Below are 26,311 nucleotides of genomic sequence, written 5' to 3'. Positions count from 1 at the left end.
GTTCGGGCATGTGGGAAAAGGGTGTTCTGTCTGCTTCTACGAATCATGCTGCTGCTCTAAGACGTTAAAACCGTGTTGCCGTGCGGTGCTGAGTTTGAACGTGCAGGCGTCGGAGCCGAGTTCAAAGCGTTGAAGCAGTCTTGGAGCCGAAGTTGCTAGAGCTCAAACCGAGTTTGCGGTTCGTCTCTCTCGCCGTCGCACTGACGGCCGGGGTGGCAATTATTTGTTTGCCAACAGACGTTCGCGCCGAGACCCTCAACCAGGCGCTTGCCGCCGCTTACGAATACAATCCGCAGCTCGATGCTGAGCGCGCCCGGCTGCGCGCCGTCGACGAAGAAGTGACGCGCGCGCGCTCCGGGTTCAGGCCGGTTATTACCGGCAACGCTGACCTCAACTATCAGTTTCAAAACCAGAAGACGAGCGCAAGCAAGACCGAGCAGGAACTCAAGCCCTCTGGGTACTCGGTCGATGTCGTGCAGCCCGTATTTAGCGGCTTCCGTACGATCAATGCGGTGAACGAGCAAGAAGCCAACGTCCGCGCGGGGCGTGAGACGCTCCGTGGCGTCGAGCAGTCCGTTCTGTTCGATGCCGCGACGGCTTTCATGGACGTGCTACGCGATCAAGCGATCGTCCGTCTTCGCGAAAACAACGTGAATGTTCTGTCGCGCGAATTGAAGGCCACCGAGGACCGCTTCGCGGTCGGCGAGGTGACGCGCACGGACGTCGCGCAAGCGCAGGCCCGCCGCGCGGGCTCTGTTTCGAACCTCGATCTGGCCAAGGCTAATCTCAAGACGAGCCGTGCTGTTTTTGAGCGCGTGGTCGGTCATGCGCCGGGGAACCTCATCGAGCCGGTCGGCTACGAAAGGTGGCTGCCGAATTCGCTCGAAGAAGCGACGAACGTCGGCACGCATGAAAATCCAGCTGTTGTGGGAGCGCTGTATCTCGAGCAGGCCGCCCGCTTCGGCGTCGACAGAATTCGCGGTGAGTTGCTTCCGCAGGTGCAACTTGAGGCCTCGTATCAAAACCGCTTCGAGCCTTCTCCGCTCGTCAACGAGGCCGAACAGGCTCTCGTGACCGGCCGTTTGACCGTCCCGATCTACGAGGGCGGTGAAGTCTACGCGCGCGTTCGCCAGCAGAAGCATATCCACGTGAGCCGTCTGCAGGAGATCGAACAGGCGCGTAGCCAGTCTGAATCGCAGGTGGTCTCGGCGTGGTCGCAACTTCTTGCCGCGCGAGCGCAGATTCAATCGGACAAGTCGCAGGTTGATGCGAATACCACCGCGCTCACGGGCGTTCGTGAGGAAGAGCGCGTCGGTCAACGCACTTTGCTTGACGTGCTCAACGCGGAATTGGAGCTGCTGGATTCGCAGGTGAACCTTGTCACGACGCGGCGCAACGTCGTGGTGGCGAGTTACGCGGTGCTTGCCGCGGTTGGGCGGCTCGATGCTGTGAATCTTGGATTCACCGGCGTCGCTTATGATCCTGAAGCTCATTATGAAGAAGTGAAGCGTAAGCCTTGGGGAACTTCGATAACCCATTCGGATGGCCGTCGCGAAGAGCTCCCGCCGCCGCCTGAAAGCGCTGCCCCCGTAAAATAAAATCCTTGAGTGACCTGCAATCGATGGGTTAGCTGAGGCTAACCGCTCGTCGATTTGTGTTGTCCTGTGGCTTTGCCACATCGTCGCCCTTTATCGCGCGTAACTTTTGCGCGGTGGGAGTCCCACACACAACTTGTTGCTAAAGCGGAATGCTGCGTCTGCCGGGGCGCGGGTGGCTCTTGGCATACGTCAGCTCTACGAACGCCTCTCTGTGTGCGCAGCGAGGTCAAGACGCCTTTTTCGGCGTCGCAAGTCGGGGACGGCGCCCATCACACGGGGGGGTGCCGGTAGTTCTTGTCGTGATGTGCGTAGGGAGTGGCGTAATGAACATGACAGAAAAGAACGGCCAGCCGAGCATGGAGGAAATCCTGGCGTCGATCCGTAGGATCATCGCCGAGGAACCGTCGGGCTATCCGCACAACGGGGAGTTGCGCGGTACACCGATTATGCTGAAGGGTGATGGTCTTCTCGAGGATGCCGGCGATTTCGACCTGCCTGCGATTTTCCGTTCCTCGCCGCCGCCGGCGACGGATCGGCAGACGCCGCTGCTTGGACGGCTGACGGACGCAATCCGCGGCGCGACGACTGCTCAACCTGAGACGCGGAATGGTGTGAACGGCGATTCCGCTCACGCCGATCAGGCTGCTTCCGCAGCAAGTTCGGAGCCCGTACATTCGGGCCTGAGTTCACTCAAGCCGGTTCGCCACCTCGAAGCTGGCCCGACCGAGCCGTTGCGTCCGGTCAATGGGTCGCCGCTCTCTCATGAGGCCCCCGCTGCTTCGCCCGCCTCAGGGGCATTTCCTCCGGTGACGGCCGCCGCAACTTCCGGTGCCGATACGAGGCGCGTCATGGCGCCATTCAAGGACACGCATTTCCTGCGCATGTCTGCTCCGGCCGCGGCAGTGCCAACAGCCGCCCCGTTGCCCGCTCCGGTGGAAGCTGTCGCGCCTGCGCCTTCCCCGATGGGTTTCGAGTCGGTTGCACCGGCTTCGATCGAGCACTCTCCTGTTGAAGCCACGCTCGCGTCGCCGCCTCCGTTCAACGCGGATCAACCGGCGATGGCATCCCCGACAGTCGTCACCATGCCGCCGCCGCCGCCGCTGCCGCAGGCCGAGCACAATGCCCTCGTGGTTGTCCCTCCGGTTGGTCAGGAAGCAAGCGGAACGATCGAGGACACCACGGCCGATCTGCTGCGTCCGATGCTACGGGCTTGGCTCGCCGACAACATGCCCCGCATGGTTGAGAAGGCGCTCCACATAGAAATTGCGGAAAGCGTTAAAGGGCCCAAAAAGCCTTAATCCATCGAAGCGATACACTTTGGCTCCGTCAGTCGGGGTTTTGCCTCGAAAACGTCGCATGCGCGCGTGAGCATAAGCGCAAGCGAAATGCGGATAGCTTGGCCGAGACGCATTGAACCCTGTTCGGCGTCGCGGTAGGTCTGTCCTTGAGGCGAAACTGGTTGCGCACTGCCGACGCACGGGCCAGAGGCTCGCAGCAGGGGGTGGGCGCTCATCGGGCGGCAGGTAGGTTATGAACAGACCGGATAAAGCCGGCGAGCCAAGCATGGAAGAGATTCTGGCGTCGATCCGCCAGATCATCGCCGACGATCCGAAGGCTGAGCGGCCGGCTCCCGTGGTGGAGACGAGTTCGCCGCTGCCTCCGCCTTCTCCTGGGGGCAAGGTTGAAGCTCCCAAACCGGCGCTGGCGGATCGGCTTAGCGGAGTCCTGAAGAACGGTGCGCTGCCGCCGACGAGTCCACTCGGGTCGAAGCGTCCGCTTTCGTTCGACCAGGATCTCGCCGACATGTTCGATGAGCAGCAACCGAACGACGCGGCCTCTGCACCGAAGCCGGATATGCGGGTTGCTTCCGAACTCACCTCGACAGGGACGAACGGGAGCACGTCTCCGGCGACGGTAGACGCTCAGAAGCTGACTGACGCTTCATCCGTGCTGCCTCCTCCGCCATTCACGCCGTCGTCTGCGACGTCGTCACCTCCATTCGGCGGCAGTAGCGAGGTCAAGTCCGAGACGCCTGCGCCGCCGCGCACGTTCGGGTTTCCACCGCTGAGAAAGCAGGGCTTCTTTCCTCCGCAGTCGACGCCAACTCTCCCGCCAATCCCAAGTGAGCCCGCATTCAATGGCGTGGCCGCAGCACCCGCTTCTTCAGCGCCATCAAGCGCTTTCGCATCCGACACGCTTGACACGCTAGGAGGTCTCTCTGGGCTTGGATCCGTGGTTCCAGGGGAAATCGCGGCCGTAAAGTCCGCGGGCAACGGGCTCTTCGGAGCGCCCGCTTTTTCCGCTGCCGCGATGCAGGCGCCGCGTGCTCCTGAGGCCTCGGTCAAGGCGAGCCCCGAGACACGCGTGATCGAGACGGACGCCGTGCCGTCGTTGTCCACGCCCGCAAGCTTCAAAGAGACTGCGGCCGATGCGATCGGCGAGGTGTCGAAACCATTCACATCCAGTACGTTCGAAACCAAACCGTCGCCCATTTCCGCGCCAACGGCTTCCGTTACCGATGCGGTGTTCGAGCCTGCTTCGTTTGCGAATTCTCAGCCGATAGGCCGGTCTGAGCCGCGTTTCGCGGCGGGCCCTGGGCCGAGCAGCACCGTGGCCTCGCAGGCGCTTGATGCGCTGGCGCAGGGCCTTGCGGCCTCGGCGGCTGCTTCCGCCGTGTCGGCTGCAACGGGCCAACCGGCAGTTGCTCTGACGCCCCTCGTCGATCCCGTGCCTGTCGCCAGAGACGTGCCTGCCAGTGCGCCGTTTCCAGCGACGGCGCCTCAGACCGGGCGGACGCTCGAAGACGCGGTCGCCGACATGCTGCGGCCCATGCTGCAGCAATGGGTCTCCGAGAACATGCCCCGCATCATCGAGCGGGCGCTGCGCGTCGAGGTTGCCAAGACGACCAAGCCGGGTTCGAATTCCTAAGCTTTTCCAGCCGAAACGGTATTGGCGCGTTTGCGCCGCCCCTCCAGGACTGGGCCGTGCCCGTGCCGCTACGCCCGGACCAATTGACATGCGGCAAGGGGGTTCGTAGGACCGCAACGCCCTTTTTGGTTTTCCGAGTGTTGAAGCTGGAGAACCCTCTTCCGCTTTCCGAACGCATCCATCCATTCCGCAAAGGCCCGCGCGACCCATGCTCGAGAAGACTTATCAGCCCGCAGAGATCGAGCCGCGCATCAACGATGAATGGAACAAGGCGGACGCCTTCAAGAGCGGGCGCCCTGAGCGCAAGGATGCGAAGCCCTACTCGATCGTCATTCCGCCGCCAAACGTGACGGGCTCGCTCCACATGGGGCATGCGCTGAACAACACGCTGCAGGACGTGCTCGTGCGGTTTGAGCGCATGCGTGGGCGTGACGTGCTCTGGCAGCCGGGCATGGATCATGCCGGTATCGCGACACAAATGGTCGTCGAGCGCCAGCTCATGGAGCGGCAGCAGCCGAGCCGCCGCGAGCTCGGCCGCGAAGAGTTCTTGCGCCGCGTCTGGGAATGGAAAGAAGAGAGCGGATCGAAAATCTTCAATCAGCTTCGCCGTCTCGGGGCATCGTGCGATTGGTCGCGCGAGCGGTTCACCATGGACGAGGGGCTCTCGCGTGCGGTCATCAAGGTGTTTGTCGACCTGCACCGCAAGGGCCTCATCTACAAGGACAAGCGACTCGTCAACTGGGACCCCAAGTTCCAGACCGCGATCTCGGATCTCGAGGTCGTGCAGGTCGAGAAGAAGGGCTCGTTCTCCTGGGTCGATGGCGACCCCGAGAAACCCTTCGACGGTGACGCGCTGGCGAAGGTTCTGAAGAAAGATCCTTCCGGGCACATGTATCACTTCCGCTATCCGCTGGCGCAGAAGGTGCCGGGGTATGACGCGGAGTACATCATCGTCGCAACGACGCGGCCCGAGACGATGCTTGGCGATACGGGCGTTGCGGTACATCCCAAGGATGAGCGGTACGAAGCGCTGATCAAGGCTGGCGCAAAGGTGCGTCTGCCGCTGGTCGGACGTGAAATCCCGATCGTTGCCGACGAGTACTCGGATCCGGAGAAGGGTACGGGCGCGGTGAAGATCACGCCTGCGCACGACTTCAACGACTTCGAAGTCGGCAAGCGGCACGATCTCGAAAAGATCAACGTGCTCGATGCCTTCGGCCGTCTCACCGACGACGTGCCGGAAGCCTATCGCGGGCTCGACCGTTTCGAAGCGAGAAAGCGAATCGTTGCCGATCTTGCAGCGCTGGGTCTGCTCGCCAAGATCGAGCCGACGACGCACACGGTTCCGCATGGTGACCGCTCGAACGACGTCATCGAGCCGTGGCTGACGGATCAGTGGTACGTGAACGCAGCCGAGCTGGCGAAGCCCGCCATTGCCGCCGTCGAAAACGGCAAGACGCAGTTCGTGCCGAAGAACTGGGAGAAGACCTACTTCGAGTGGATGCGCAACATCCAGCCGTGGTGCATCTCGCGCCAGCTCTGGTGGGGGCATCAGATCCCGGCGTGGTACTTCGGAAATCCGGCGGATCGCATTTTCTTCGTTGCTGAAAACGAGGAGGAAGCAAAGCGTCTCGCCGTAAAGCAATTCAGGGAAACGGCCGGAAAGCCCGGAGCGGTTTTCAAAACGAGCGCAGATCTCGATGATTTGCTCGCGAGCCCGATGGGCCTCCAGCTTGTTCGTGACGAGGACGTGCTCGATACGTGGTTTTCGTCGGCGCTGTGGCCGTTCTCGACCATGGGCTGGCCGGATGAGACGACGGAGCTCAAGCGCTACTATCCGACGAGCGTGCTCGTCACCGGTTTCGATATCATTTTCTTCTGGGTTGCCCGGATGATGATGATGGGCCTCGAATTCATGGACGAGGTGCCGTTCGGCGACGTCTACATTCATGCCCTCGTCCGCGACGAGAAGGGGCAGAAGATGTCGAAGTCGAAGGGGAACGTCATCGATCCCCTGGCGCTTATCGACAAGTATGGCGCGGATGCGTTGCGCTTCACGCTAGCGGCGATGGCGGCGCAGGGCCGCGACATCAAGCTCGCTCCGGCGCGCGTCGAGGGGTACCGCAACTTCGCGACCAAGCTCTGGAACGCGGCTCGCTTCGGCGAAATGAACGAGTGCGTGCGTCAGTTCGAATTCGATCCGCACAAGGTCAAGCACACGCTGAACCGCTGGATCGTCGGTGAGACCGAGCGCGCCGCAAATGCCGTGACGGCGGGCTTGGAGGCCTACAAGTTCAACGAAGCGGCCGGTGCGATCTACGAATTCGTTTGGGGCGTCTACTGCGACTGGTATCTCGAGTTGATCAAGCCGATCCTCGCGGGCGACGACGAGCAGGCGAAGGTCGAGACGCGGGCTTGCACCGCTTGGGTGCTCGACCAGTGCCTCAAGCTGCTGCATCCGTTCATGCCGTTCATCACGGAAGAACTATGGGCGCACATGGTCGAGCACGGCGAGCGGCGTCAGTCGCTGCTTTGCCTCTCCGAATGGCCCAAGCTCAGCGGCCTTGCCAGCGCCGACGCCGACGAGGAAATCGGTTGGGTGGTAAACCTCGTCTCGGAGGTGCGTTCTGTGCGCACCGAGATGAACATCCCTGCGGGTGCAAAGATCCCGCTGGTCATCTCCGGCGCGAGCGACGCAACGGTGGCGCGTGCGCGCGCTCATGATGAAACCATCCGGCGGCTCGCGCGGCTGGACGGTATTTCGTTCGCCGCCGTACAGCCCAAGGGTGCAGCTCTGATCGTGATCGGGGAAGCCACTGTCGCTCTGCCGCTCGAAGGCGTCATCGATATGAGTGCCGAGCGCAACCGTCTCCAGAAGGAGATCGAAAAAGCCGAGGGCGACCGCAACAAGGCTGCGACTTGGCTATCGAATGAGGCAAACGTCGCCAAGTCGCCGGAGCATGTTGTGGAGCTCAACCGCGAGCGGGTCACGGAAGCGAGCGATCGCATCGTCCGCCTTACGGCAGCGCTGAAACGGATCGAGGCTTAAGCGGTTACGCCGGGTCGGTCGCGAGAGGAAGGGCTGCTTGGCGAACCGTCTTCAGGCGCAATTCGACAAGCTTCCATTGCAGCCCCCTGAGTTTCAGAAGGCCGATATAGTGGCGGGTTGGGTCATTCCGGTCCGCCATCTCGATCTCGAATTCAGACGTGGAGTGAAATTCCGCGCGCTTGATGCGCGTCCAGAAATTCCTTGCGCGTTCGTGCCAGGGAAGCGCGTCGAGAGCAGCGGTGTTGTTCGAGATGTTCTCGCGGTAGAGCTGGCGCATGTTGAAGAGTTGCGGCAGGCCTTCCGGTGTCACGTAGGCGTCGACGATGTTGTCTACTGCGCGCTTGCTCAACCCGTTTTTGATGCGCTGCCAGAAGCCGGGTTGCTTCGCCTGAATTCCTGGAGCGGCAACAGGCGTTGGACCGATGGCGTACTCAGTCAATGAGTCCCGTAGGGACACGCGTACAGTCTCCCATTCGAGCTTGGCGGCAAGATAGTCGGAGTTCCCGGTCCGGATCGCCTCGCGGATCGTCCAAGCCGTCAGGAAGGGCGATGCAATGTAGGCAGCTGCCAAGACAACTGCGGCCGAGGCGGCGATCAGAAATTTCTTCATCGTTTGTGCTTGGGCCCTCCGAGCCCGGCGTCGAGACGATGAAGCCTCAACAATAGGGCGCTGTTCGGGCTGGCTCGCCGCCGCCTTCGCCGAACGGCGTCAGAACATGGCAGTCCAGGCTGACCCCTTCAAAGATTGCCGCAGGCTCGCCAAATAATTGACCGGCGTCCCACAATCGGTCCTCGAACGGCCCCACTGGGGCCCATCATCGGCCGGGATCAGATGCTAGATCCAGACTGCCGCCCAATTGGTGCGGCGTTAACTGTGATCGCAAAGCAACGTCTGAGGGATAGCTCTGAATTTGGGCTCTGCAAATGGGGTATGTTGCCTGAGCGCAACGGAATCCAGGCGTACGTGCCTCGTTTGGGCCACAAATAAGCGCAACGAAAGATCGGAGAGAACGGGAGCTGCGGGGGCTTCAGGTTCGGAACTGGCGGGACGTTCGTTTTTTGCGGGCGACGCCGATCCAGAAGCGGCTTTACCGAAGACAATTGAATTCCCGCTCTTGACTGGCGATCGCGCCGGCAATTCATGCCGCGTCCGCCATCGGGAGAAGTCAGAGCGAATGGACGTGAAGTAATGGACGCGAAGACGTTCGATAAATCAAAGCTACCTAGCCGGCACGTGACGGAGGGGCCGTCGCGTGCGCCCCATCGTTCCTACTACTACGCCATGGGTCTTACGGAAGAAGAGATCCACCGTCCGTTCGTCGGGGTCGTCTCGTGCTGGAACGAGGCTGCGCCGTGCAACATTGCGCTGCAGCGTCAGGCTCAGTCGGCGAAGACCGGCGTGAAGGAAGCCGGTGGAACGCCGCGCGAGTTCTGCACCATTACCGTGACCGACGGCATCGCCATGGGTCACCAGGGTATGAAGTCGTCGCTCGTCTCGCGCGAGGTCATCGCTGATTCCATCGAGCTCACCATGCGCGGCCACAGCTACGACGCGCTGGTCGGCATCGCGGGCTGCGACAAGAGCTTGCCAGGCACCATGATGGCGATGCTGCGCCTCAACGTGCCGTCGGTCTTCATGTACGGCGGGTCAATCCTGCCGGGTAAATTCAAGGGTCACGATGTGACCGTGCAAGACGTCTTCGAGGGCGTCGGCATGCATTCGGTCGGTCGCATGTCCGACAAGGAGCTGCACGAGCTCGAGTGCGTCGCGTGCCCGAGCGCGGGCGCGTGCGGCGCGCAGTTCACCGCCAACACAATGGCCTGCGTGTCCGAAGCGATCGGCCTCGCCCTGCCGGGGTCGGCTGGAACACCTGCACCTTACGAAAGCCGCGACCAGTATGCGCGCGCGAGCGGCGAAGCCGTGATGAAGCTCATCGCCCAGGGCATCCGTCCCCGTGATATCTGCACGCGGAAGGCGTTCGAGAACGCCGCGATTGTGGTCGCCGCCACGGGCGGCTCGACGAACGGCGCGCTGCACCTTCCGGCGATGGCACATGAGTGCGGCATCGATTTCGATCTTTTCGATGTGGCCGAGATCTTCAAGAAGACGCCTTACATCGCCGACCTCAAGCCCGGCGGAAAGTATGTCGCGACCGACGTGCATGCCATCGGCGGCGTGCCGCAGATCCTCAAAGCCCTGCTCGAAGGCGGTATCCTGCACGGCGACTGCCTGACGGTGACCGGCAAGACCATGGCCGAGAACCTGGAGTCGGTGACGTTCAACACCGATCAGAAGGTCGTCTATCCGGTCTCGAACCCGATCACGCCCACGGGCGGCGTCGTGGGCCTCAAGGGCACGCTTGCTCCGGATGGCGCGATTGTGAAGGTCGCCGGCCTGAAAAACCTGAAGTTCCGTGGCCCCGCTCGCTGCTTCGACTGCGAGGAGGATGCGTTCGCCGCTGTCGACGCGCGTGCCTACAAGGAAGGCGAAGTTCTCGTTATCCGTTACGAAGGACCCAAGGGCGGCCCCGGCATGCGCGAGATGCTGGCGACGACGGCAGCGCTCTATGGCCAGGGCGCGGGTGACAAGGTTGCGCTCATCACCGATGGGCGCTTCTCAGGTGCGACGCGCGGGTTCTGCGTCGGTCACGTGGGGCCCGAGGCCGCCGTCGGCGGCCCGATCGCCCTCATCCAGGACGGCGACATTATTGTGATGGACGCGGAAGCCGGGACGCTCGACCTCGAAGTCGATGCGGCCGAGCTCGAGCGCCGGCGTAAAGCGTGGAAAGTCCCGCCAAATGCGTATCAGAGTGGGGCGATAAGAAAATTCGCGGATCAAGTGGGACCGGCCCGCTACGGCGCCGTCACCCACGCAGGCGGGAAGGCGGAAGTTGTTTGCTATGCGGACATCTAGGCTGGTACTCGGAATGATCTTGATCGCCCTCGCGCCGCTTGCGGCAGCGGCGCAGTCGGCGACGTCCTTCAGCTCTCCGCGCGAAGCGCTCCGACAGGGCGTCAGCGCGTATCAGGGCGGCTACTACGAAATTGCGGTTCCGGCGCTGGAATATGCGGCGGCGGCCGACGAGTTCATGGCGAACTACTATCTCGCCAGGATCTACCAGGATAACACGGGGCCTCTCACCAATCATGCAAAGGCCTACGCGCTGTTCGAGAAGATTGCGGATGATCATCTGGATGCGGACCCCGATGATCCTCGCGCAAAGTATGTCGGCAAGGCGCTGACTGCTCTCGCGGGCTATGTGCTGCGCGGATTGCCGGAGATCGGTCTTGCTCCGGACGCCGAGCGGGCAGTGTTCTACCTCAAGAACGCCTCGACGACATTCAACGACGAGGATGCTCAGTTCGAGCTCGCAAAGCTTCAGCTCAAGGGCGAGGGCGTCGAGACGAACGTTGCCCTGGGCCGTCATTGGCTGTCGGTTCTGAGCCAGAACGGTCACGCTGGTGCACAGGCGTTTTTCGCCGACCTGCTCTGGCGTGGTAAACACGTGGAGCCTGATCCGGCTCGCGCGCTGGCCCTGATCGCTGTTGCGGTCGACAACGCGCCCGTGCAGGACGCCATGTGGATCGAGGACATCTACCAGAACATCTTCTGTGGTGCGGGCGAAGGTACGCGTAAGCAGGCGACAGGTATCGTGGCTCAGTGGGGTGACCGCTATGGCCGCAAACCGACGGAAACCTTCGATCGGACTGGTCTTGGGCAACTTGCTTCCGGCCCGATCCGCACGTGCAAGAATGGAGAGCCGGTAGACGTGATCTCAACTCAGTCTCGCACTGAGGTGTTGCCCGCAGCTTCGACGACGCCGAAGCTTCCCGCGTCGCGGACCTTCAACTACAGCACCATGAGCGGAGACCCTCCGCAGCTGCGCGATGTCAATGCGCCGGCTCCGGCTCCTCAGGTTCAGGTGCGCTAGGCCGACGGCATTGCGATTTGGAGACGAGGCGGGCCTAACGGTCCGCCTTTTCTTTTTGGTGCGGCCAGCGACGGTCTAGTTGAGCGTGATCCAGACGGGCACGTGGTCGGACGGCTTCTCCCAACTCCGTGTGAAGCGATCGATCCCTGCTGCGGCCAGGCGGTCGGCGGCTTGCGGAGAAAGAAGCTGGTGATCGATGCGGATGCCGTCGTCTTTTTGCCAGGCGCCTGCCTGGTAATCCCAGAACGTGTAATGACCGGGTTCTGGATGGCAGGCTCGGATGGCATCGAGATAGCCGAGGTTTTCCAGTGCGCGATAGGAGCCGCGGCTCTCCGGTTGGAAGAGCGCGTCATTGACCCAGGCGGCGGGCCGTTTTGCGTCCATGGGTTCGGGAATGACGTTGTAGTCGCCCGCGAGCGCGACCGGCATCTCGGTGTCGAGGAGGGTGCGCGCACGGGCTTCGAGGCGTCCCATCCAGCCGAGCTTGTAGGGGAATTTTTCCGTGCCGATCGGATTGCCGTTCGGCAGATAGATCGAGGCCACGCGGACCGAGAGCGTACCCGACGTCACTGTCGCTTCGATGTAGCGGGATTGCACGTCGGAGTCGTCGCCCGGAAGCCCGCGCATGACATCCTCTAGCGGATGCAGAGACAGGAGCGCGACACCGTTGAAGCCCTTCTGCCCATGCGTTTCGACGCGATAGCCGAGATCGACAAAGGCGTCAGTGGGAAAGCCCTCGTCGACCGTCTTGATCTCCTGGAAGCACAGGACGTCGGGCTTCGTGTCGCGCACGTAAGCGAGCGCGCCTTCGATGCGCGCCCGGATGCCGTTGATGTTCCAGGTCGTGATTTTCATGGGGAGCCTTTTACCCTCTTCCCGTGCTCACGGGGAGAGGGGCAGGGTGAGGGGCCGGATCAGAACTCAGGGCAAGTTGCTGCCCCTTATCCCAACCTTCTCCCCACTGGCGGGGAGAAGGAGAAGTTAGAGCGAGAAGCTGGTGCCGCAGCCGCAGGATGCGGTTGCGTTCGGGTTCTGGATCTTGAACGAGGCGCCGATCAGATCATCGACGAAATCGATCTCGGAGCCGGCGAGGTATTCCAGTGAGACCGGATCGATGAGCACGCGCGCGGCGCTCTTCTCGATCACCACGTCATCGCTTGCGGATTTGTTGACGAGATCGAATTTGTACTGAAAGCCTGAGCAGCCGCCGCCCTCGACCGAGATGCGCAGCATCGTGTTCGTGGGCTCGCCGGCCACGATCTCTTGGATGCGGCGGGCGGCCCGGTCTGTCAGGGTGACGTTGGCGGTTGCTGCCATCGGATATCCTCGGAGGGCGGTCTTTGCGGTGGCCGCCTCGTGTAATGAAAATCTGATACGAAGATAGTAATCGGGCGGTTCAAGTCAAATGCGGTGCGGTGCCTCTCGGGAGGGCGCAGGCTCAGCTTTCCAGGGTCGTATGGGCAAGGCAGAACAAGGCATTAGGCCAAGCGCGGGCGGGTACGGTGCGGAGTTGCGCCCGGGCGAGCGGGCGCCCGCGTCCTACGCGGCCGGTGCGATTCCTTCACGGGGGCGGCACTTCGCCGAGCCCGATTGTCCGACCCGCAGCCCGTTTCAGCGAGATCGGGACCGTGTTCTGCATTCGACCGCCTTCCGGCGCCTTATTCACAAGACGCAGGTGTTCGTCTTCCACGAAGGCGATCACTTCCGCACACGCCTGACACACAGCCTGGAGGTGGCGCAGATCGCACGCACGATCTCCCGGCAGTTGCGGCTCGACGAGGATCTGGCCGAAGCGCTCGCGCTCGCACACGACCTGGGGCATCCGCCCTTCGGTCATGCGGGGGAGCGGGCGCTCGACCGGCTCATGGCCGACTTCGGCGGTTTCGATCACAACGCGCAGAGCCTCCGTGTCGTGATGACACTCGAGCGCAAGTATCTCGCGTTCGATGGTCTCAATCTCACGTGGGAGGCGCTGGAAGGGCTCGCCAAGCACAACGGCCCGATCGTCGATGCGATGCATGAGCCGGTACGGAAGGTGATCCGGAGGCTCGATGCGTGGCAGAGCCTGGAACCCGCGCGCTGGGCGTCGGGCGAAGCGCAGGCGGCGGCACTTGCGGACGACATCGCGTACGTGAGCCACGATATCGACGACGGATTGAGGGCGGGGCTGATCTCGCTTGAGGACCTGCGCTCGGCGCCGCTGGCGGGCGACATCGTGGCCTCGCTTCCGGCAGCCGAGGTCGCGGGAATGCGCGGCCGCCTGACCTACGAAGTTACACGCCGGATGATTACGCGCCTCATCTCCGATGTGGTGGTCGAGAGCCGCGTTCGGCTGGCGAACCTTGCACCGGTATCGCCGACTGACATCCGGGCCGCGAGGGAGGGTGTGGTTGCTTTCTCCACCCCCGTGATGGAGGAGATCAAGCGCCTCAAGTCCTTCCTGATGCAGCGCGTTTACCGAAGCCCCCGCGTGATGGACGTGATGGACGACGCTCAGGACGTGGTTGCGAACCTCTTTGGCCGGTATCTCAGCGATCCGGCGACCTTGCCGGAGACCTGGCGGGTCGCCCAGCGAGACCTTTCGGAGCGTGCCCGGGCGCGGGTGATCGCTGATTTCGTGGCTGGGATGACGGACCGGTACGCCATCGACGAGCACCGCCGCTTGTTTGACGCCACGCCGGAATTGCGATAGCCGGGCCAGTACTTTTCCACCTATACCGGGACGAAACGATACGCGCACTACCTTAAGGTGGTCGCGCGGCAACGATGAGATTGGACGCCGTTCATGAACGTGTTCGCGGAAGTCGAGAGCAAGGTGCTCGGCGCGCTTTCAACTTTGCAGAAGCAGGGCACTTTGCCGGAGGGGCTCGACTTCGGGGCCGTGTCCGTCGAGCAGCCACGCGATCCGTCTCACGGAGACCTGGCCTGCAATGCGGCCATGGTGTTGGCCAAGTCCGCCAAGATGAAGCCGCGCGACATCGCGGAGGCGCTGGCCGCTGCGCTCAAAGCCGACCCGGACGTGGTGTCGGCCGAGGTGGCGGGACCGGGCTTTCTCAATCTGCGTATGCAAAGTTCTTTCTGGCATTCGGTCATCGTGGCCATTCTCAAGGCCGGCGATCGCTTCGGTGCGTCCAGCATGGGCAAGGGTGGGCGGACGAACGTCGAGTACGTCTCGGCCAATCCGACCGGCCCCATGCACGTCGGCCATTGCCGTGGCGCGGTGTTCGGCGACGCGCTGGCCAATCTGCTCGTCTTCGCGGGTTACGATGTCACGCGCGAGTATTACATCAATGACGCCGGCGGGCAGGTGGATGTGCTCGCGCGTTCCGTGCTTCTGCGTTATCGCGAGGCGCTGGGCGAAAACATCGGCGATATTCCCGAGGGCCTCTATCCGGGCGATTATCTGAAACCGGTTGGCGAAGCGCTGGCAAAGGAGCGCGGCAAGTCGCTGCTCGATATGCCGGAGGCCGAGTGGCTGCCACTCGTGCGCACATTCGCGATCGACCAGATCATGCCGATGATCAAGGACGATCTCGCCGCGCTGAATATCAAGCACGACGTTTTCTTTTCTGAAGCCTCACTGACGAAGGGCGGGACGGACAAGGTCAAGGCGGCCGTCGACGCGCTGCGCAAGAAGGGGCTCATCTACGAGGGGCGGCTCGATAAGCCCAAAGGTCACGATGACGAGGAGTGGGAGGACCGCGAGCAGACGCTGTTCAAATCCAGCGAGTTCGGTGACGAAGCCGACCGCGCGCTCATGAAGGCGGATGGCAGCTACACCTATTTTGCAGGTGATGTGGCCTATCACTTCGACAAGCTGCAGCGCGGCTTCCGGCACATGATCAACGTGTTCGGTGCCGACCACATCGGCTACATCCCGCGCATGCTGGCAACTGTCGCGGCGTTCGCCGACGGGCAGGTCGAGCGCGACGCAAAAGGCAAGCTCAAGCATTGGCATACGAATGGCGGCTCAGCCGATCTCGACATCAAAGTCGTGAACCTCGTGAAGCTGTTCAAGAACGGCGAGCCCTTCAAGATGTCGAAGCGGGCGGGGACATTCGTCACGCTGCGTGATGTCGTGGACGAGGTGGGGCGCGATCCGGTGCGCTTCATGATGCTTTACCGGAAGGAGCTCGAGCAGCTGGACTTCGACTTTGCGAAAGTCACGGAGCAGTCGAAGGACAATCCGGTGTTCTATGTTCAGTATGCGCACGCTCGTGCGGCCTCCGTGCTGCGCAATGCCCGTGAGGCGTTTCCTGACCTCGAGTTCCGTCGCGACGGCACGGTGACGGCGGATCTTTCTCTGCTTGCGGATCAAGGAGAGCTCGACCTCGTTAAGAAAGCGGCGTTCTACCCGACCCTGATCGAGGGGGCGGCGCGCGCTCACGAGCCGCATCGGCTCGCCTTCTATCTCTATGATTTGGCTTCCGCTTTTCACGCCCATTGGACGCGAGGCAATGATTTGCCACAATTGCGCGTTATCCAGGGGGACGATCGGGCGTTAACATCTGCCCGGTGCGCGCTCGTCGCGTCTCTGCAGCAGGTGTTATCCTCAGGCCTTACGGTGCTTGGTGTCGGAGCGCCCGAGGCAATGCGCTAGAGTCTTGATTCGGGAGGCTCTGTCAGGCGCAACGGTCGGCGAAGACTGCCTTGCGGCGTGTGGGGTAACGGAATTGCGTTGGCGGGTGACATCCGCCAACGGTGCAATTTCGTCGTGAGGATGACGGCCAATTGGTGCCGAGATCGCGACCCGAGCGGTGTGCGACGAGGGGTTCCGAGAGATGACACGGTATAGCAATCCTCTGCCGCCTAACCAGGTGCCGAATTCGCAGGGACGGCCTGCCGGATCCGGCCAACAGCCCGCACATACCTATCCCGACGGTGAAATTCCTGGATGGCCGCAGCCGCGTGCCCCGCGCCCCACAGCCTCCGCATACGGCGATCAGGGCGGGTATGCGCCTGATTTCCAGGCTGGTGGCCATCAGCTTGGCGCACACGATCCTTATGCCGCACTGAGGCCGGACGGTTACGGCTACTCTCAGCCGCAGCAGCCTCAAGCCGATAACCATGGTCTCTCCGGCTATACGGCTCCGCAGGCCCCTTCCACGCAACAGCACTACGGTGCGCCCACCGCGTATCAGCCATCGCCCCAGCAGCAGCCTCCTTTTGGGGCGGCGGATCCGTATGGTGCTGCCAACGGCAGCTACGCGCAAACCGGTCCAGCTCCTTTCGGCGGGCACACGGCCCCGTCACCTTATGCAGCGCAACCTCCGGCGGCCGCACAGCCCTATGCTTACGGCGCCTCTCAGAGCGCCTATGCGCAGCCTGCATCGCCGCCGCAGCACAGTTCGCCATTCGGCAACGGCTATGGCGCGCAACAGGTGGGATACGCGACCCAGCGGGCTGACCACGGCCATGCTCCCATTGCCGATCAGTGGGGTGCTCAGCAGACACTTGGTGGGGGACAAAGCCTCGCCGTCGACGCACGTGATTACGGACATGCCTATGGCAACGCCGCCCAAGGGGCGCATGACCAGTGGGGCATGGATCATTACGGGGACGCTCAGCTCGATCCATCTCTCGGTGCTTCGGCCGCCTACCAAGGCGAGGAGGCTCAGCATGCCTCCTTCGAGCAGAGCTACGCCGAAGATGATGTGCACTATGAGGACGAGCCGCGCCGCGGGGGGTGGAAAAAGGTCGCCGTGCTTATGGCGTGCACGGTTCTTCTCGGAGGCGGGCTGACATTCGCTTACAGTAGCATCATGGGCTCCGGCAACGGTGAGTCCACCCCGGTGGTGAAGGGGGCGTCTGGCCCGTCCAAGGTGAAGCCTTCCGATCCGGGCGGGAAGCAATTCGCTCACGCCGACAGCAAAGTCATGGGCCGCCTCGGTGAAGGCGGTTCAGAGGATCCCTCGGATCCAAGCGGCGTGCGCAAAGTGTCGGTCGTGACCGTCGGACGCGACGGCTCGATCCAGGCGCCGTCTCCAACGCCATCTCAAGAAGACACACGGGCCGTCGTAGCGGTTCCGGGCCTCACCGTGATCGACGGTCTCGGCGGTCCCTCGCCGGAACGTCCGGCTGCTCCAAAGGCGCCGCAGCAACAGCAGGCCTCTCCGCCGGTTCAGATGGTGACCTCGTCGAACGCCGATCCAGTGGTCGTTGTGCCGCCGCAGAAGCAGAAAAAAGCGCCGTCCAATCTGGTTGGAAACGCGGACCCGTCTGAAACGGGTACGGTACGGCAGGCCAAGGCCGATGCGGCCGATATTCCAGCAGCGGCGCCACCCAAGAAGCAGAAGGTTACGTCCCTCGATCCGGCGCCACCCGCAGCGAGCGGTCCCAAGCCGACCGGGGCCGGGTACGTGGCTGTGCTCGCCTCTGTTCCTGCATCGGGAAGTAGTCGCATCGATGCGCTCAAGCAGTTCGCCGACATGCAGCAAAAATACGGTGTGATTCTGCAGAACAAGACGCCTGATATTCAGGAGGCCAACCTCGGCGAGAAGGGCACCTACCACAGGCTGCTTGTGGGGCCGCCCGGATCGCGGGAAGCTGCAAATTCCGTTTGTTCGCAGCTCAAGGCCGAAGGCTACAGCAGCTGCTGGGTTACGGCGTACTGATCGGCTTATGACTTCGGCATTTATCACCGGGCTTTCCGGCGCGACGCTTTCCGCGGATGAAGCGGCGTTTCTCAAATCTGCCGCGCCTGCAGGCCTGATCCTCTTCGGCCGCAACTGCGTCAGTCATGATCAGATTCGCCGGCTCGTCGGTGATGCGCGCGAAGCGGTTGGCACCGACGATTTTCTGGTTCTGATCGATCAGGAAGGTGGACGCGTTCAAAGGTTACGTCCTCCGCTTGGGCGCGAATTGCCGTCCGCCAGCGCTTACGCGTCACTCTACGCGGAAGATCCTGACTTGGCCAAGGATGCGGCCTTTCTCGCTGCGCGTCTGGTCGCCGACGATCTCAGGAGCCTTGGAATCAATACGGACTGCGCACCCGTTCTCGACGTGCCGGTCGAAGGAGCGCACGACATCATCGGTGATCGCGCGTATGGACGTGATCCCGTGCAGGTGGCTGCTTTGGCGCGCGCGGTGGCCGAAGGCTTCATGGCGGGCGGGGTGCTGCCCGTCATTAAGCATATCCCCGGCCACGGGCGCGCGACCGCTGACAGCCATCTTGAGCTTCCGGTCGTGAACGAGCCGCACGAGGTCCTATCGGCAAGCGACTTCGCCCCCTTCCGGTCGCTCAGCGACATGCCTGCGGCGATGACGGCCCACGTCGTCTTCTCCGCGATCGACGCGAGCCATCCGGCGAGCACGTCGCCCAAGCTTACGCGAGATATCATCCGCGGCGAGATCGGCTTCGATGGCCTTCTTATGAGCGACGATCTCAGCATGAAGGCGCTCACGGGCACGTTCGCCGAACGAACGGACGCCGTGCTTTCGGCGGGGTCGGACCTGGCGTTGCACTGCAGCGGTGTGCTCGCGGAGATGGAAGAGGTTGCGGCAGCAGCACCGACTCTTGTGGGGGATGCGGTGCGGCGTTTCCGCACGGCCCTGGATGTCCTGAAACGCCGGGATTCTTACGATTCGGCACGGGCGGAGGCACAACTTGCCCTGGCGCTTGGAACCGGCAGACGTCATGCTGAATCAGTGTAGTCTGTCGCTCTAAGATATTTGGGCTCACGCTTACCTTGCGTGGCCCTGACGAGCGCGAGGCCAATGATCGAGGATACCGCACAGAGCGCTGAGGGAGATGTGGGCTGGGAAGCGCCAGACCGCGACCTTGCGCCTGCAGCATCCGAAGCTCTGATCGTCGATGTCGCGGGCTTTGAGGGCCCGCTCGATCTTCTGCTTGCCCTTGCGCGGACCCACAAGGTCGACATTTCCAAGATCTCGATCCTGGGTCTGGTCGACCAGTACCTTGCTTACATTTCGGAAGCGCAGCGGCTGAAGATCGAAATCGCGGCCGACTATCTCGTCATGGCCGCTTGGCTCACGTTCCTAAAATCGCGCCTCATCCTGCCACGCGAGAAGGAAAACACGGACGAGCCTTCGGCCGACGAGATGGCGCAGCGGCTCGCCTTCCGCCTCATGCGTCTCGATGCGATGCGCCGTGCGATCGGCGAGCTGATGACGCGCAAGCGGCTCGGCCGGGACGTGTTCCATCGCGGAATGCCGGAACAGGTCTCAACGGTCAGCGAAGTGCGCTGGACGGCGGAGATCTACGATCTGCTCAAGGCTTACTCGGATCTGCGCCGGCGCACGATCAAGGTGACACACGTCGTCAAGGCGCGGCGCGTCTGGTCGATCAAGCAAGCGCGTACGAAGCTCGAGACGCTCGTCGGCCAGGCAATCGGCGATTGGGTCGAACTCGATGCTTGCCTCAGGACGTATCTGGCAACCGTAGAAGAAGACAAGACGGTGCTTGCAAGCTCCTTCGGAGCAACGCTCGAAATGGCGCGCGAAGGCGTTGTCGAGCTTAGGCAGGATGAGCCGTTTTCACCGATCTACATGCGTCGCTGCGAGGCTGGAGCAGAGTGGCAGCGGCTGGAAATCATAGCTGGCGGGTCTCAGCCCTCAGGCGCGTGACGTGTACCAGGCGTGAGACTTGAATGGGGAAGGCGACATGGAACCGCCGAAACTAAGACTGGTGACACGAGACGGCGTGGAGGATGAACCCGCGCACGACGAGCCCGAGGCGCAGGAGGCTGTCGAGCTCGCGCGGGCGCTGTCTGAAGTCGATGCCGTGGAGGCCGGCTTGGCTCCGAGTGCGGAGGGCCGTCTCGAGGATCTGCGCATTGTCGAAGCGTTGCTGTTTGCTTCGTCGTCACCGCTCGACGAAGCCTGGCTTGCGCAACACTTGCGTCACGGCAGCAACATCAGCACTGTTTTGTCGGACATCGCCGCCGTCTACGCGCCGCGCGGCGTGAATCTCGTGCGCGTTGCCGGAAAGTGGGTATTCCGCACCGCAGAAGATCTCGGATACCTGCTGGAACGGCACTCGGTGGAAGAACGGCGCCTATCTCGCGCTGCGCTCGAGACGTTGGCGATCATTTCCTACCATCAGCCCGTTACGCGTGCGGAGATCGAAGAAATCCGCGGCGTGACGACGTCAGCGGGTACGCTCGATATTCTGATGGAGGCCGGATGGATCCGGCCGCGGGGTCGCCGGCGCGCACCTGGAAAGCCGCTGACGTACGGAACGACCGACAGCTTCCTCGCTCACTTCGGGCTCGACAGCGTCAAGGATCTGCCTGGGCTTGCAGATCTCAAGGCGCAGGGACTGCTGGACGGGCATCTGCCCCCCGGGTTTACCGTGCCCGATCCCTCTATTGCGGCTTCGCTCATGCCGGACGAATTGCCGCTTGAGGATGCAGGCGGTGAGGAGGAGGCGTCCGCCGAGGACGAACACGGGGAGGAGATCGAGGATTCTGCGGAGGAACCCTCCGAGGACAGCCCTCCTGATGGGGACGGCGATCAACGCCCCTAACGTCTGTTTGCCACTCCAAGCTTGATCTTAACGATCAAAGTCGGGAATGTTGCGGCCTGTTGCTCGATCGGGTGCTACTCCCGCGTAGGCCGCTCGACTTGAACGAAGTCGATCATTCCCCGGGCGCGACGGCCCGGCCCTTGAGGTTTTGTCCCGCTTGGCGAACTGGCTTTTCAGAAAATCCGATAGCGCTTCCGTTACAGGCGTTCCGCGGCGCGCACGCGCGGGTGCGACGTTTGCCGCTGAGCTCACGTTCGACAACGTGGTCAAAACCTACGGAGAGCGAAACGCACTCGATCATTTCTCCCTGGTCGTCGCGCCGGGTGAAGTGGTTTGCCTTCTTGGGCCATCGGGTTGCGGCAAAACTACGTTGTTGCGTGTTACGGCCGGCATCGAACGGCCGACCGGCGGGCGGATCCTGATCAACGATCTCGAGGTCGCCGGATCTCAGAGGTTCATGCAACCCGAGGACCGTGGCGTCGGGCTCATGTTCCAGGATTTCGCGCTGTTCCCGCATCTTACGATCGTGGAGAACGTCGCCTTCGGTCTCAAGGCGCTGCCGCGGGAGGATGCGCGTCGCGAGGCACTCGCCATTCTTTCTCGCGTAGGGCTCGAGCGTTATGCCGACCAATACCCGCATATTCTGTCGGGCGGGCAGCAACAACGCATAGCGCTGGCGCGTGCCATCGTGCCACGTCCCGCAGTCATGCTCATGGACGAACCGTTTTCGGGTCTCGACGTGCAGCTCCGCGATGCCATGCAGCAGGAGACACTTGCGCTGATCCGGGAGACGCGCGCGACCTCAGTCATCGTCACGCATCACCCGGAAGAGGCGATGCGTCTCGGGGATCGCATCGTGGTTATGCGCGCAGGGAAGCTGGTCCAGACGGGGCGGGCCGAGGATCTTTATCAGCGGCCGGCAGAGCTTTTTGTCGCGCGGCTCTTTTCGGAGATCAATGAGATCGAAGCCCGTGTCGATGCTGGCCGAATTGTAACCCCGTTCGGCGTGGTCGCCGCCCCGGGGCTGGACAACGGGGCGTCCGCCATCCTCTGCATTCGGGAGCGTGGCGTAGGCCTGGTTTCGGCGCCGAGCAACGGTGGTTACGGGAGCGCGACGGGCCTCATGGGGCGTGTGCGCGATGCAAAGTTTCTTGGCGACGCCGTGCGTTACGAAGTCGGGGTCCAGGGCTTCGACCAACCGCTCAACGTGCGGACGGCGGCGGGCCTTCAGATCGGAAAGGGAAGCGAGGTGCGACTTCATATCGACCCCGAGCAGGTTCTGATCTTTCCGTCGAACGGCGTCAAAACATCTTGAATTTCATATTATTAATCCCTAGCTCCCCGGTCTGGGCCGCGCTTGCGACAAGTAGGGGTTTCTGCAATAGTGCCTCAGCTTACGCGCGATGCGCGGATCTAAAATATCTGCGCAGATCTGGCCAAGAGGAGGCCTCTCTATGGGGTTGAGTGCGACCCATCTTTTGCTGCTGCTGGTCGTCGTTGTGCTCTTGTTCGGCCGTAACAAGATCTCCGACCTGATGGGCGACGTGGCCAAGGGTATCAAGAGCTTCAAGAAGGGGCTCAGTGAGGAAGACCCGATCCCCGGTGATCCGAAGGTCATCGACAACGCCGCTCGGGATGCTGCCGAGCGCGATAAAACAAAAGCGGGCTGACGCGAAGGCTCGCCGGCTTGGTTTTCATTTCCCAGCCGCGGTGTCGCGCGCCCTGATCTAGGCTGGACGTTCCGATGTTTGACGTCAGTTGGAGCGAGCTTCTCATCCTCGGCATCGTCACGTTGATATTCGTGGGGCCGAAGGAGTTGCCGCGTTTTCTCGGCCAGCTTGGCAAATACGCCGGGGTCGTACGGCGGCAGGCCAACGAATTCCGTGCGGTATTCGAACAGGCCATGCGCGAAGCCGAAATGGATCAAATCCAGAAAGAAATGCGCGCAATGAGCGACGGCGTGAAGTCATCGCTCGACGAGGCGACGCGATCGATCGACACCGCGAAAAATGCCGCGAAAGTCGATCTCGACGCGGGGCCAGCTCCTTTGCCGTCAGCGTCGGAACCTGCGGCGCCCGAGGCATCTGCGGCTGAGCCAGCTCCCTCGATACTTCCGCCGGCCGCAAACAGTTCCGGCAATGACGTGTCTGCCGCTTCGGGCGAGGCCGAAACGCCTGACAAGGCGCCTCCCTCTACTTCGCCGGGGTCGGTTTAATGCAAGAGAGTTTGCCGCGTCCTGGCCAAGAGGACATCGACGCATCGAAAGCGCCCCTGCTCGATCATTTGGTCGAGCTACGCCAACGGCTCATTTACGCCGTCGGCGCTTTCTTTGTGATGTTCATTCTGTGCTTCACGATCGCCCGGCACATCTACGACGTGCTGGTGTGGCCTTACGTTTGGGCGTCGGGCAGCGATCATGTTCGGCTGATTGCCACGCACTTCCTCGAGCAAATTTTCACACACTTGAAGCTTGCCATGTTCGGGGCGGCGTTCCTGTCGTTCCCGGTTGTGGCGGCGCAGGTCTATAAATTTGTTGCGCCCGGGCTCTACAAGAACGAGCGCCAAGCATTTTTGCCGTATCTGATCGCGACGCCGGTGTTCTTCCTGCTGGGCGCTGCCGTCGTCTACTTCGTCGCGATGCCGATCCTGATCAAGTTCTCCATCGGGCTCGCGCATTCGGCAAGCGCGAGCGGGCCGGCGACGATCGAGCTGATGCCGAAGGTCTCGGAATATCTGTCGCTGATCATGACGCTGATCTTCGGCTTTGGGCTTTGCTTCCAGCTGCCGGTTGTGCTGACGCTGCTGGCGAGGGCGGGCGTCGTGACGTCGACCTCTCTCAGGAGTGCGCGGCGTTTCGCAATCGTCGGTATTTTCGCCGTTGCGGCGATCCTAACGCCGCCGGACGCTCTCAGCATGGTCATCATGGCGCTTCCGACGGCGCTGCTTTACGAATTTTCGATTTGGGCCGTGGCCTGGGTCGAGAAACAGCAGGCTGCGGCGCAAGCAGCGCGGGACAACGCTGCGGAGTAAGCGGGTTGCCTGGACCTCGGCCGCGCGGGGTCTTATAGGACAGGGCAACTCAAACGACGCCCACCGAGGACTATCCCTGTGTTTGACATCAAGTGGATCAGAGACAACGCCGACGCTTTCGACGCCGGGCTGAAAAACCGTGGGCTCGAGCCTCAATCGGCTTCGCTGATCAAGATCGACGAGGAGCGCCGCGCCAACCTCGTGAAGCTGCAGGAGGCGCAGGCGCGCCGGAACGCCGCCTCGAAAGAGATCGGGAAGGCCAAGGGCGCCAAGGACGAAGCGCTGGCCTCTAAGCTGATGGCGGAGGTGGCCGCGCTCAAGGACGTCATCGCCACGGGCGAAGATGAGGAGCGGCACCTCGACAAGGTGCAGCAGGACGCGCTGTCGGTTATCCCGAACACGCCGCGTGAGGATGTTCCGCTCGGCAAGGACGAGACCGGCAACAAAGAAGTGCGTCGCGTCGGCACGCCGCGCGAATTCGACTTCGCGCCCAAGCAGCATTTCGAGATTGGTGAAGGCCTCGGCCTCATGGATTTCGAGACGGCGGGCAAGGTGTCGGGTGCGCGCTTCGTGTTCCTCAAAGGTGCGCTGTCACGCCTCGACCGAGCGCTCGGGTCTTTCATGCTCGATCTGCACACGGGCATGTTCGGATATACCGAAACCAATCCGCCGCTTCTCGTTCGCGACGATGCCGCCTATGGCACCGGCAACCTGCCGAAGTTCGCCGAGGACCTGTTCCAGACGACGAACGGGTATTGGCTGATCCCGACGGCGGAAGTGTCGCTGACGAACATTGTGCGCGACCGCATTCTGGACGAAGCCGAGCTGCCGATGCGCATGACGGCCTGGACGCCGTGCTTCCGGTCGGAAGCGGGGGCCGCCGGCCGCGACACGCGCGGCATGATCCGCCAGCATCAGTTTTCGAAGGTCGAGCTGGTTTCGATCACAACGCCGGAAGAGAGCCTCGCCGAGCACGAGCGCATGACGAGCTGCGCGGAGGAAGTCTTGAAACGCCTCGGGCTGCCCTATCGCACAATGCTGCTGTGCACGGGCGACATGGGCTTTGCCTCGCAGAAAACTTACGACATCGAGGTCTGGCTGCCCGGGCAGGATGCCTACCGTGAGATTTCGTCCTGCTCGGTGTGCGGGGATTTCCAGGCGCGGCGTATGGGCGCGCGCTTCCGCAGCAAGGGCGCGAAGGACGTGCGTTTCGTCCATACTCTGAACGGATCGGGGCTGGCCGTCGGACGCACGCTGGTCGCCGTGCTCGAAAACTATCAACAGGCCGACGGGTCCGTCATAATACCCGAGGCCTTGCAGCCTTACATGGGCGGCCTGACGAAAATTGAGAAAGCTGGCTAATTCAAGATGCGCATCCTGGTGACAAATGACGACGGAGCGGGGGCACACGGTCTTTCCGTGTTGCATCAGATCGCGAAGTCGTTGTCCGACGACGTGTGGATCGTTGCGCCGGAGATGAACCAAAGCGGCGCCTCGCACGCGCTGACGCTGCAGGTGCCGCTGCGTTATCGTGAAGTTGGCGAGCGCGCTTTCGCGGTGCGCGGTACGCCTGCCGACTGCGTGATCATGGGCATCAAGCACGTGCTGAAGGACAAGGCGCCGGATCTCGTGCTGTCCGGTGTCAATCACGGGGCGAACCTTGCAGAAGACGTGACGTACTCGGGTACGATCGCGGGCGCGATGGAGGGAACGCTGCTTGGTGTGCGTTCCATCGCCATGAGCCTCACGATTGGGTTCGATCCCGAAGGCAAGCAGCACTGGAAAACACCGCTGGAATACGGCCCGCGCATCGTCGAGCAGCTTCTGGCCACAGAGTGGCCAGCGATGACGCTGATGAACGTCAACTATCCCGATCTCGCGCCTGGCGATGTACGCGGGATCGTGCCGACACGGCAGGGCCGCCGCGACCAGGGTGGACTCCACATTCAGGAGCGCAGTGATACTTGGGGCGATCCCTATTTCTGGGTTGGCTTCGAGCGGCGCCGTTCTGACCCGCCGCAAGGCTCGGATCTTCGCGCTATTGCAGACGGCTTCATCTCTGTGACGCCGCTTCACCTCAACCTGACGGACGAAACGATGCGCGAAGCGTTGGCCGACAGGCTCTCGCTCGATAGCACGCGCCGCCTAAAGGATGCCGGCTGATCGTCCGGGCTGAACGTCGGCGTTTCCTTGTGCACCCGGTGTTGTTTCGGATTGCCTGTTGGGCGCACTCAATCATTGTGCGTGGACTGACTTGGCCGCCAAGTCGCCGAGATTTCTCCGTCAT

At 62.4% G+C, this 26,311-nt stretch carries 21 protein-coding genes; 18 read left to right on the top strand and 3 right to left on the bottom strand.

Going from position 1 to position 26,311, the window contains the following annotated elements; translation table 11 throughout:
• Positions 1-227: 227 nt before the first annotated feature.
• The 4 genes from VHO05_RS20065 to VHO05_RS20050 all read left to right on the top strand — a co-directional run bounded on the left by VHO05_RS20065 (position 228) and on the right by VHO05_RS20050 (position 7,575).
• A complete protein-coding gene (locus VHO05_RS20065; RefSeq protein ID WP_329648410.1) occupies positions 228-1,598 on the top strand; it encodes a TolC family outer membrane protein in 1,371 nt (456 codons plus the stop codon).
• Between the two features lie 323 nt (positions 1,599-1,921).
• Complete coding sequence (locus tag VHO05_RS20060; protein WP_329648409.1) at positions 1,922-2,896, top strand: DUF2497 domain-containing protein; 975 nt, start codon at positions 1,922-1,924, stop codon at positions 2,894-2,896.
• Positions 2,897-3,161: 265 nt separating this feature from the next.
• Positions 3,162-4,526 carry a DUF2497 domain-containing protein gene (locus VHO05_RS20055; protein WP_329648408.1) on the top strand — a complete coding sequence of 455 codons (1,365 nt, stop codon included), beginning with the start codon at positions 3,162-3,164 and terminating at the stop codon, positions 4,524-4,526.
• 208 nt (positions 4,527-4,734) lie between these two features.
• Positions 4,735-7,575: a valine--tRNA ligase gene (locus VHO05_RS20050; RefSeq protein ID WP_329648407.1), complete on the top strand. Its 2,841-nt coding sequence runs from the start codon at positions 4,735-4,737 to the stop codon at positions 7,573-7,575.
• Between the two features lie 4 nt (positions 7,576-7,579).
• Here VHO05_RS20050 and VHO05_RS20045 read toward each other — a convergent pair whose 3' ends face one another.
• Positions 7,580-8,185, bottom strand: a complete 606-nt coding sequence (locus VHO05_RS20045) for a DUF2939 domain-containing protein (protein WP_329648406.1) — start codon at positions 8,183-8,185, stop codon at positions 7,580-7,582.
• 579 nt (positions 8,186-8,764) lie between these two features.
• On the opposite strand from VHO05_RS20045, the gene ilvD reads away from it, so the two are divergent.
• Both ilvD and VHO05_RS20035 read left to right on the top strand, forming a co-directional pair.
• Positions 8,765-10,489, top strand: coding sequence for a dihydroxy-acid dehydratase (ilvD, locus tag VHO05_RS20040; RefSeq protein WP_329648405.1), 1,725 nt, complete (start codon positions 8,765-8,767; stop codon positions 10,487-10,489).
• 13 nt (positions 10,490-10,502) lie between these two features.
• Positions 10,503-11,507 carry a tetratricopeptide repeat protein gene (locus VHO05_RS20035; protein WP_329648404.1) on the top strand — a complete coding sequence of 335 codons (1,005 nt, stop codon included), beginning with the start codon at positions 10,503-10,505 and terminating at the stop codon, positions 11,505-11,507.
• 75 nt (positions 11,508-11,582) lie between these two features.
• On the opposite strand, the gene xth is transcribed toward VHO05_RS20035, so the two are convergent.
• Positions 11,583-12,362, bottom strand: coding sequence for an exodeoxyribonuclease III (gene xth / locus VHO05_RS20030; RefSeq protein WP_329648403.1), 780 nt, complete (start codon positions 12,360-12,362; stop codon positions 11,583-11,585).
• Positions 12,363-12,488: 126 nt separating this feature from the next.
• A complete protein-coding gene (erpA, locus tag VHO05_RS20025) occupies positions 12,489-12,824 on the bottom strand; it encodes an iron-sulfur cluster insertion protein ErpA (protein ID WP_329648402.1) in 336 nt (111 codons plus the stop codon).
• Between the two features lie 139 nt (positions 12,825-12,963).
• Here erpA and VHO05_RS20020 point away from each other — a divergent pair, with 139 nt between their 5' ends.
• The 12 genes from VHO05_RS20020 (at position 12,964) to surE (ending at position 26,187) form a co-directional block, all read left to right on the top strand.
• Positions 12,964-14,199, top strand: coding sequence for a deoxyguanosinetriphosphate triphosphohydrolase (locus tag VHO05_RS20020; protein ID WP_329648401.1), 1,236 nt, complete (start codon positions 12,964-12,966; stop codon positions 14,197-14,199).
• Between the two features lie 93 nt (positions 14,200-14,292).
• Positions 14,293-16,107 carry an arginine--tRNA ligase gene (argS, locus tag VHO05_RS20015; protein WP_329648400.1) on the top strand — a complete coding sequence of 605 codons (1,815 nt, stop codon included), beginning with the start codon at positions 14,293-14,295 and terminating at the stop codon, positions 16,105-16,107.
• A gap of 181 nt (positions 16,108-16,288) precedes the next feature.
• Positions 16,289-18,121, top strand: coding sequence for an SPOR domain-containing protein (locus VHO05_RS20010; RefSeq protein ID WP_329648399.1), 1,833 nt, complete (start codon positions 16,289-16,291; stop codon positions 18,119-18,121).
• Between the two features lie 7 nt (positions 18,122-18,128).
• Positions 18,129-19,160, top strand: coding sequence for a beta-N-acetylhexosaminidase (nagZ, locus tag VHO05_RS20005; RefSeq protein ID WP_329648398.1), 1,032 nt, complete (start codon positions 18,129-18,131; stop codon positions 19,158-19,160).
• Between the two features lie 63 nt (positions 19,161-19,223).
• Positions 19,224-20,093, top strand: coding sequence for a ScpA family protein (locus tag VHO05_RS20000; protein ID WP_329648397.1), 870 nt, complete (start codon positions 19,224-19,226; stop codon positions 20,091-20,093).
• A 37-nt stretch (positions 20,094-20,130) separates the two neighbouring features.
• Complete coding sequence (gene scpB, locus VHO05_RS19995; protein WP_329648396.1) at positions 20,131-20,994, top strand: SMC-Scp complex subunit ScpB; 864 nt, start codon at positions 20,131-20,133, stop codon at positions 20,992-20,994.
• 157 nt (positions 20,995-21,151) lie between these two features.
• Positions 21,152-22,309: an ABC transporter ATP-binding protein gene (locus VHO05_RS19990; protein WP_329648395.1), complete on the top strand. Its 1,158-nt coding sequence runs from the start codon at positions 21,152-21,154 to the stop codon at positions 22,307-22,309.
• Positions 22,310-22,448: 139 nt separating this feature from the next.
• Positions 22,449-22,664, top strand: a complete 216-nt coding sequence (gene tatA / locus VHO05_RS19985; protein ID WP_329648394.1) for a twin-arginine translocase TatA/TatE family subunit — start codon at positions 22,449-22,451, stop codon at positions 22,662-22,664.
• A 74-nt stretch (positions 22,665-22,738) separates the two neighbouring features.
• Positions 22,739-23,209, top strand: a complete 471-nt coding sequence (gene tatB / locus VHO05_RS19980; protein ID WP_329648393.1) for a Sec-independent protein translocase protein TatB — start codon at positions 22,739-22,741, stop codon at positions 23,207-23,209.
• The gene (gene tatC / locus VHO05_RS19975) at positions 23,209-24,024 is read left to right on the top strand and encodes a twin-arginine translocase subunit TatC (protein ID WP_329648392.1); all 816 of its coding nucleotides are present in this window, start codon (positions 23,209-23,211) and stop codon (positions 24,022-24,024) included. Before tatB ends, tatC begins: the two co-directional genes overlap by 1 nt.
• A gap of 78 nt (positions 24,025-24,102) precedes the next feature.
• A complete protein-coding gene (gene serS / locus VHO05_RS19970; protein ID WP_329648391.1) occupies positions 24,103-25,386 on the top strand; it encodes a serine--tRNA ligase in 1,284 nt (427 codons plus the stop codon).
• A gap of 6 nt (positions 25,387-25,392) precedes the next feature.
• Positions 25,393-26,187, top strand: a complete 795-nt coding sequence (gene surE / locus VHO05_RS19965; RefSeq protein WP_329648390.1) for a 5'/3'-nucleotidase SurE — start codon at positions 25,393-25,395, stop codon at positions 26,185-26,187.
• Positions 26,188-26,311 lie beyond the last annotated feature (124 nt).

It is taken from the genome of Hyphomicrobium sp., from assembly GCF_036262015.1.
GTDB lineage: Bacteria > Pseudomonadota > Alphaproteobacteria > Rhizobiales > Hyphomicrobiaceae > Hyphomicrobium_C.
The sequence above is the reverse complement of the archived record's forward strand: the minus strand, read 5'-3'. Positions and strand labels throughout refer to the sequence as shown.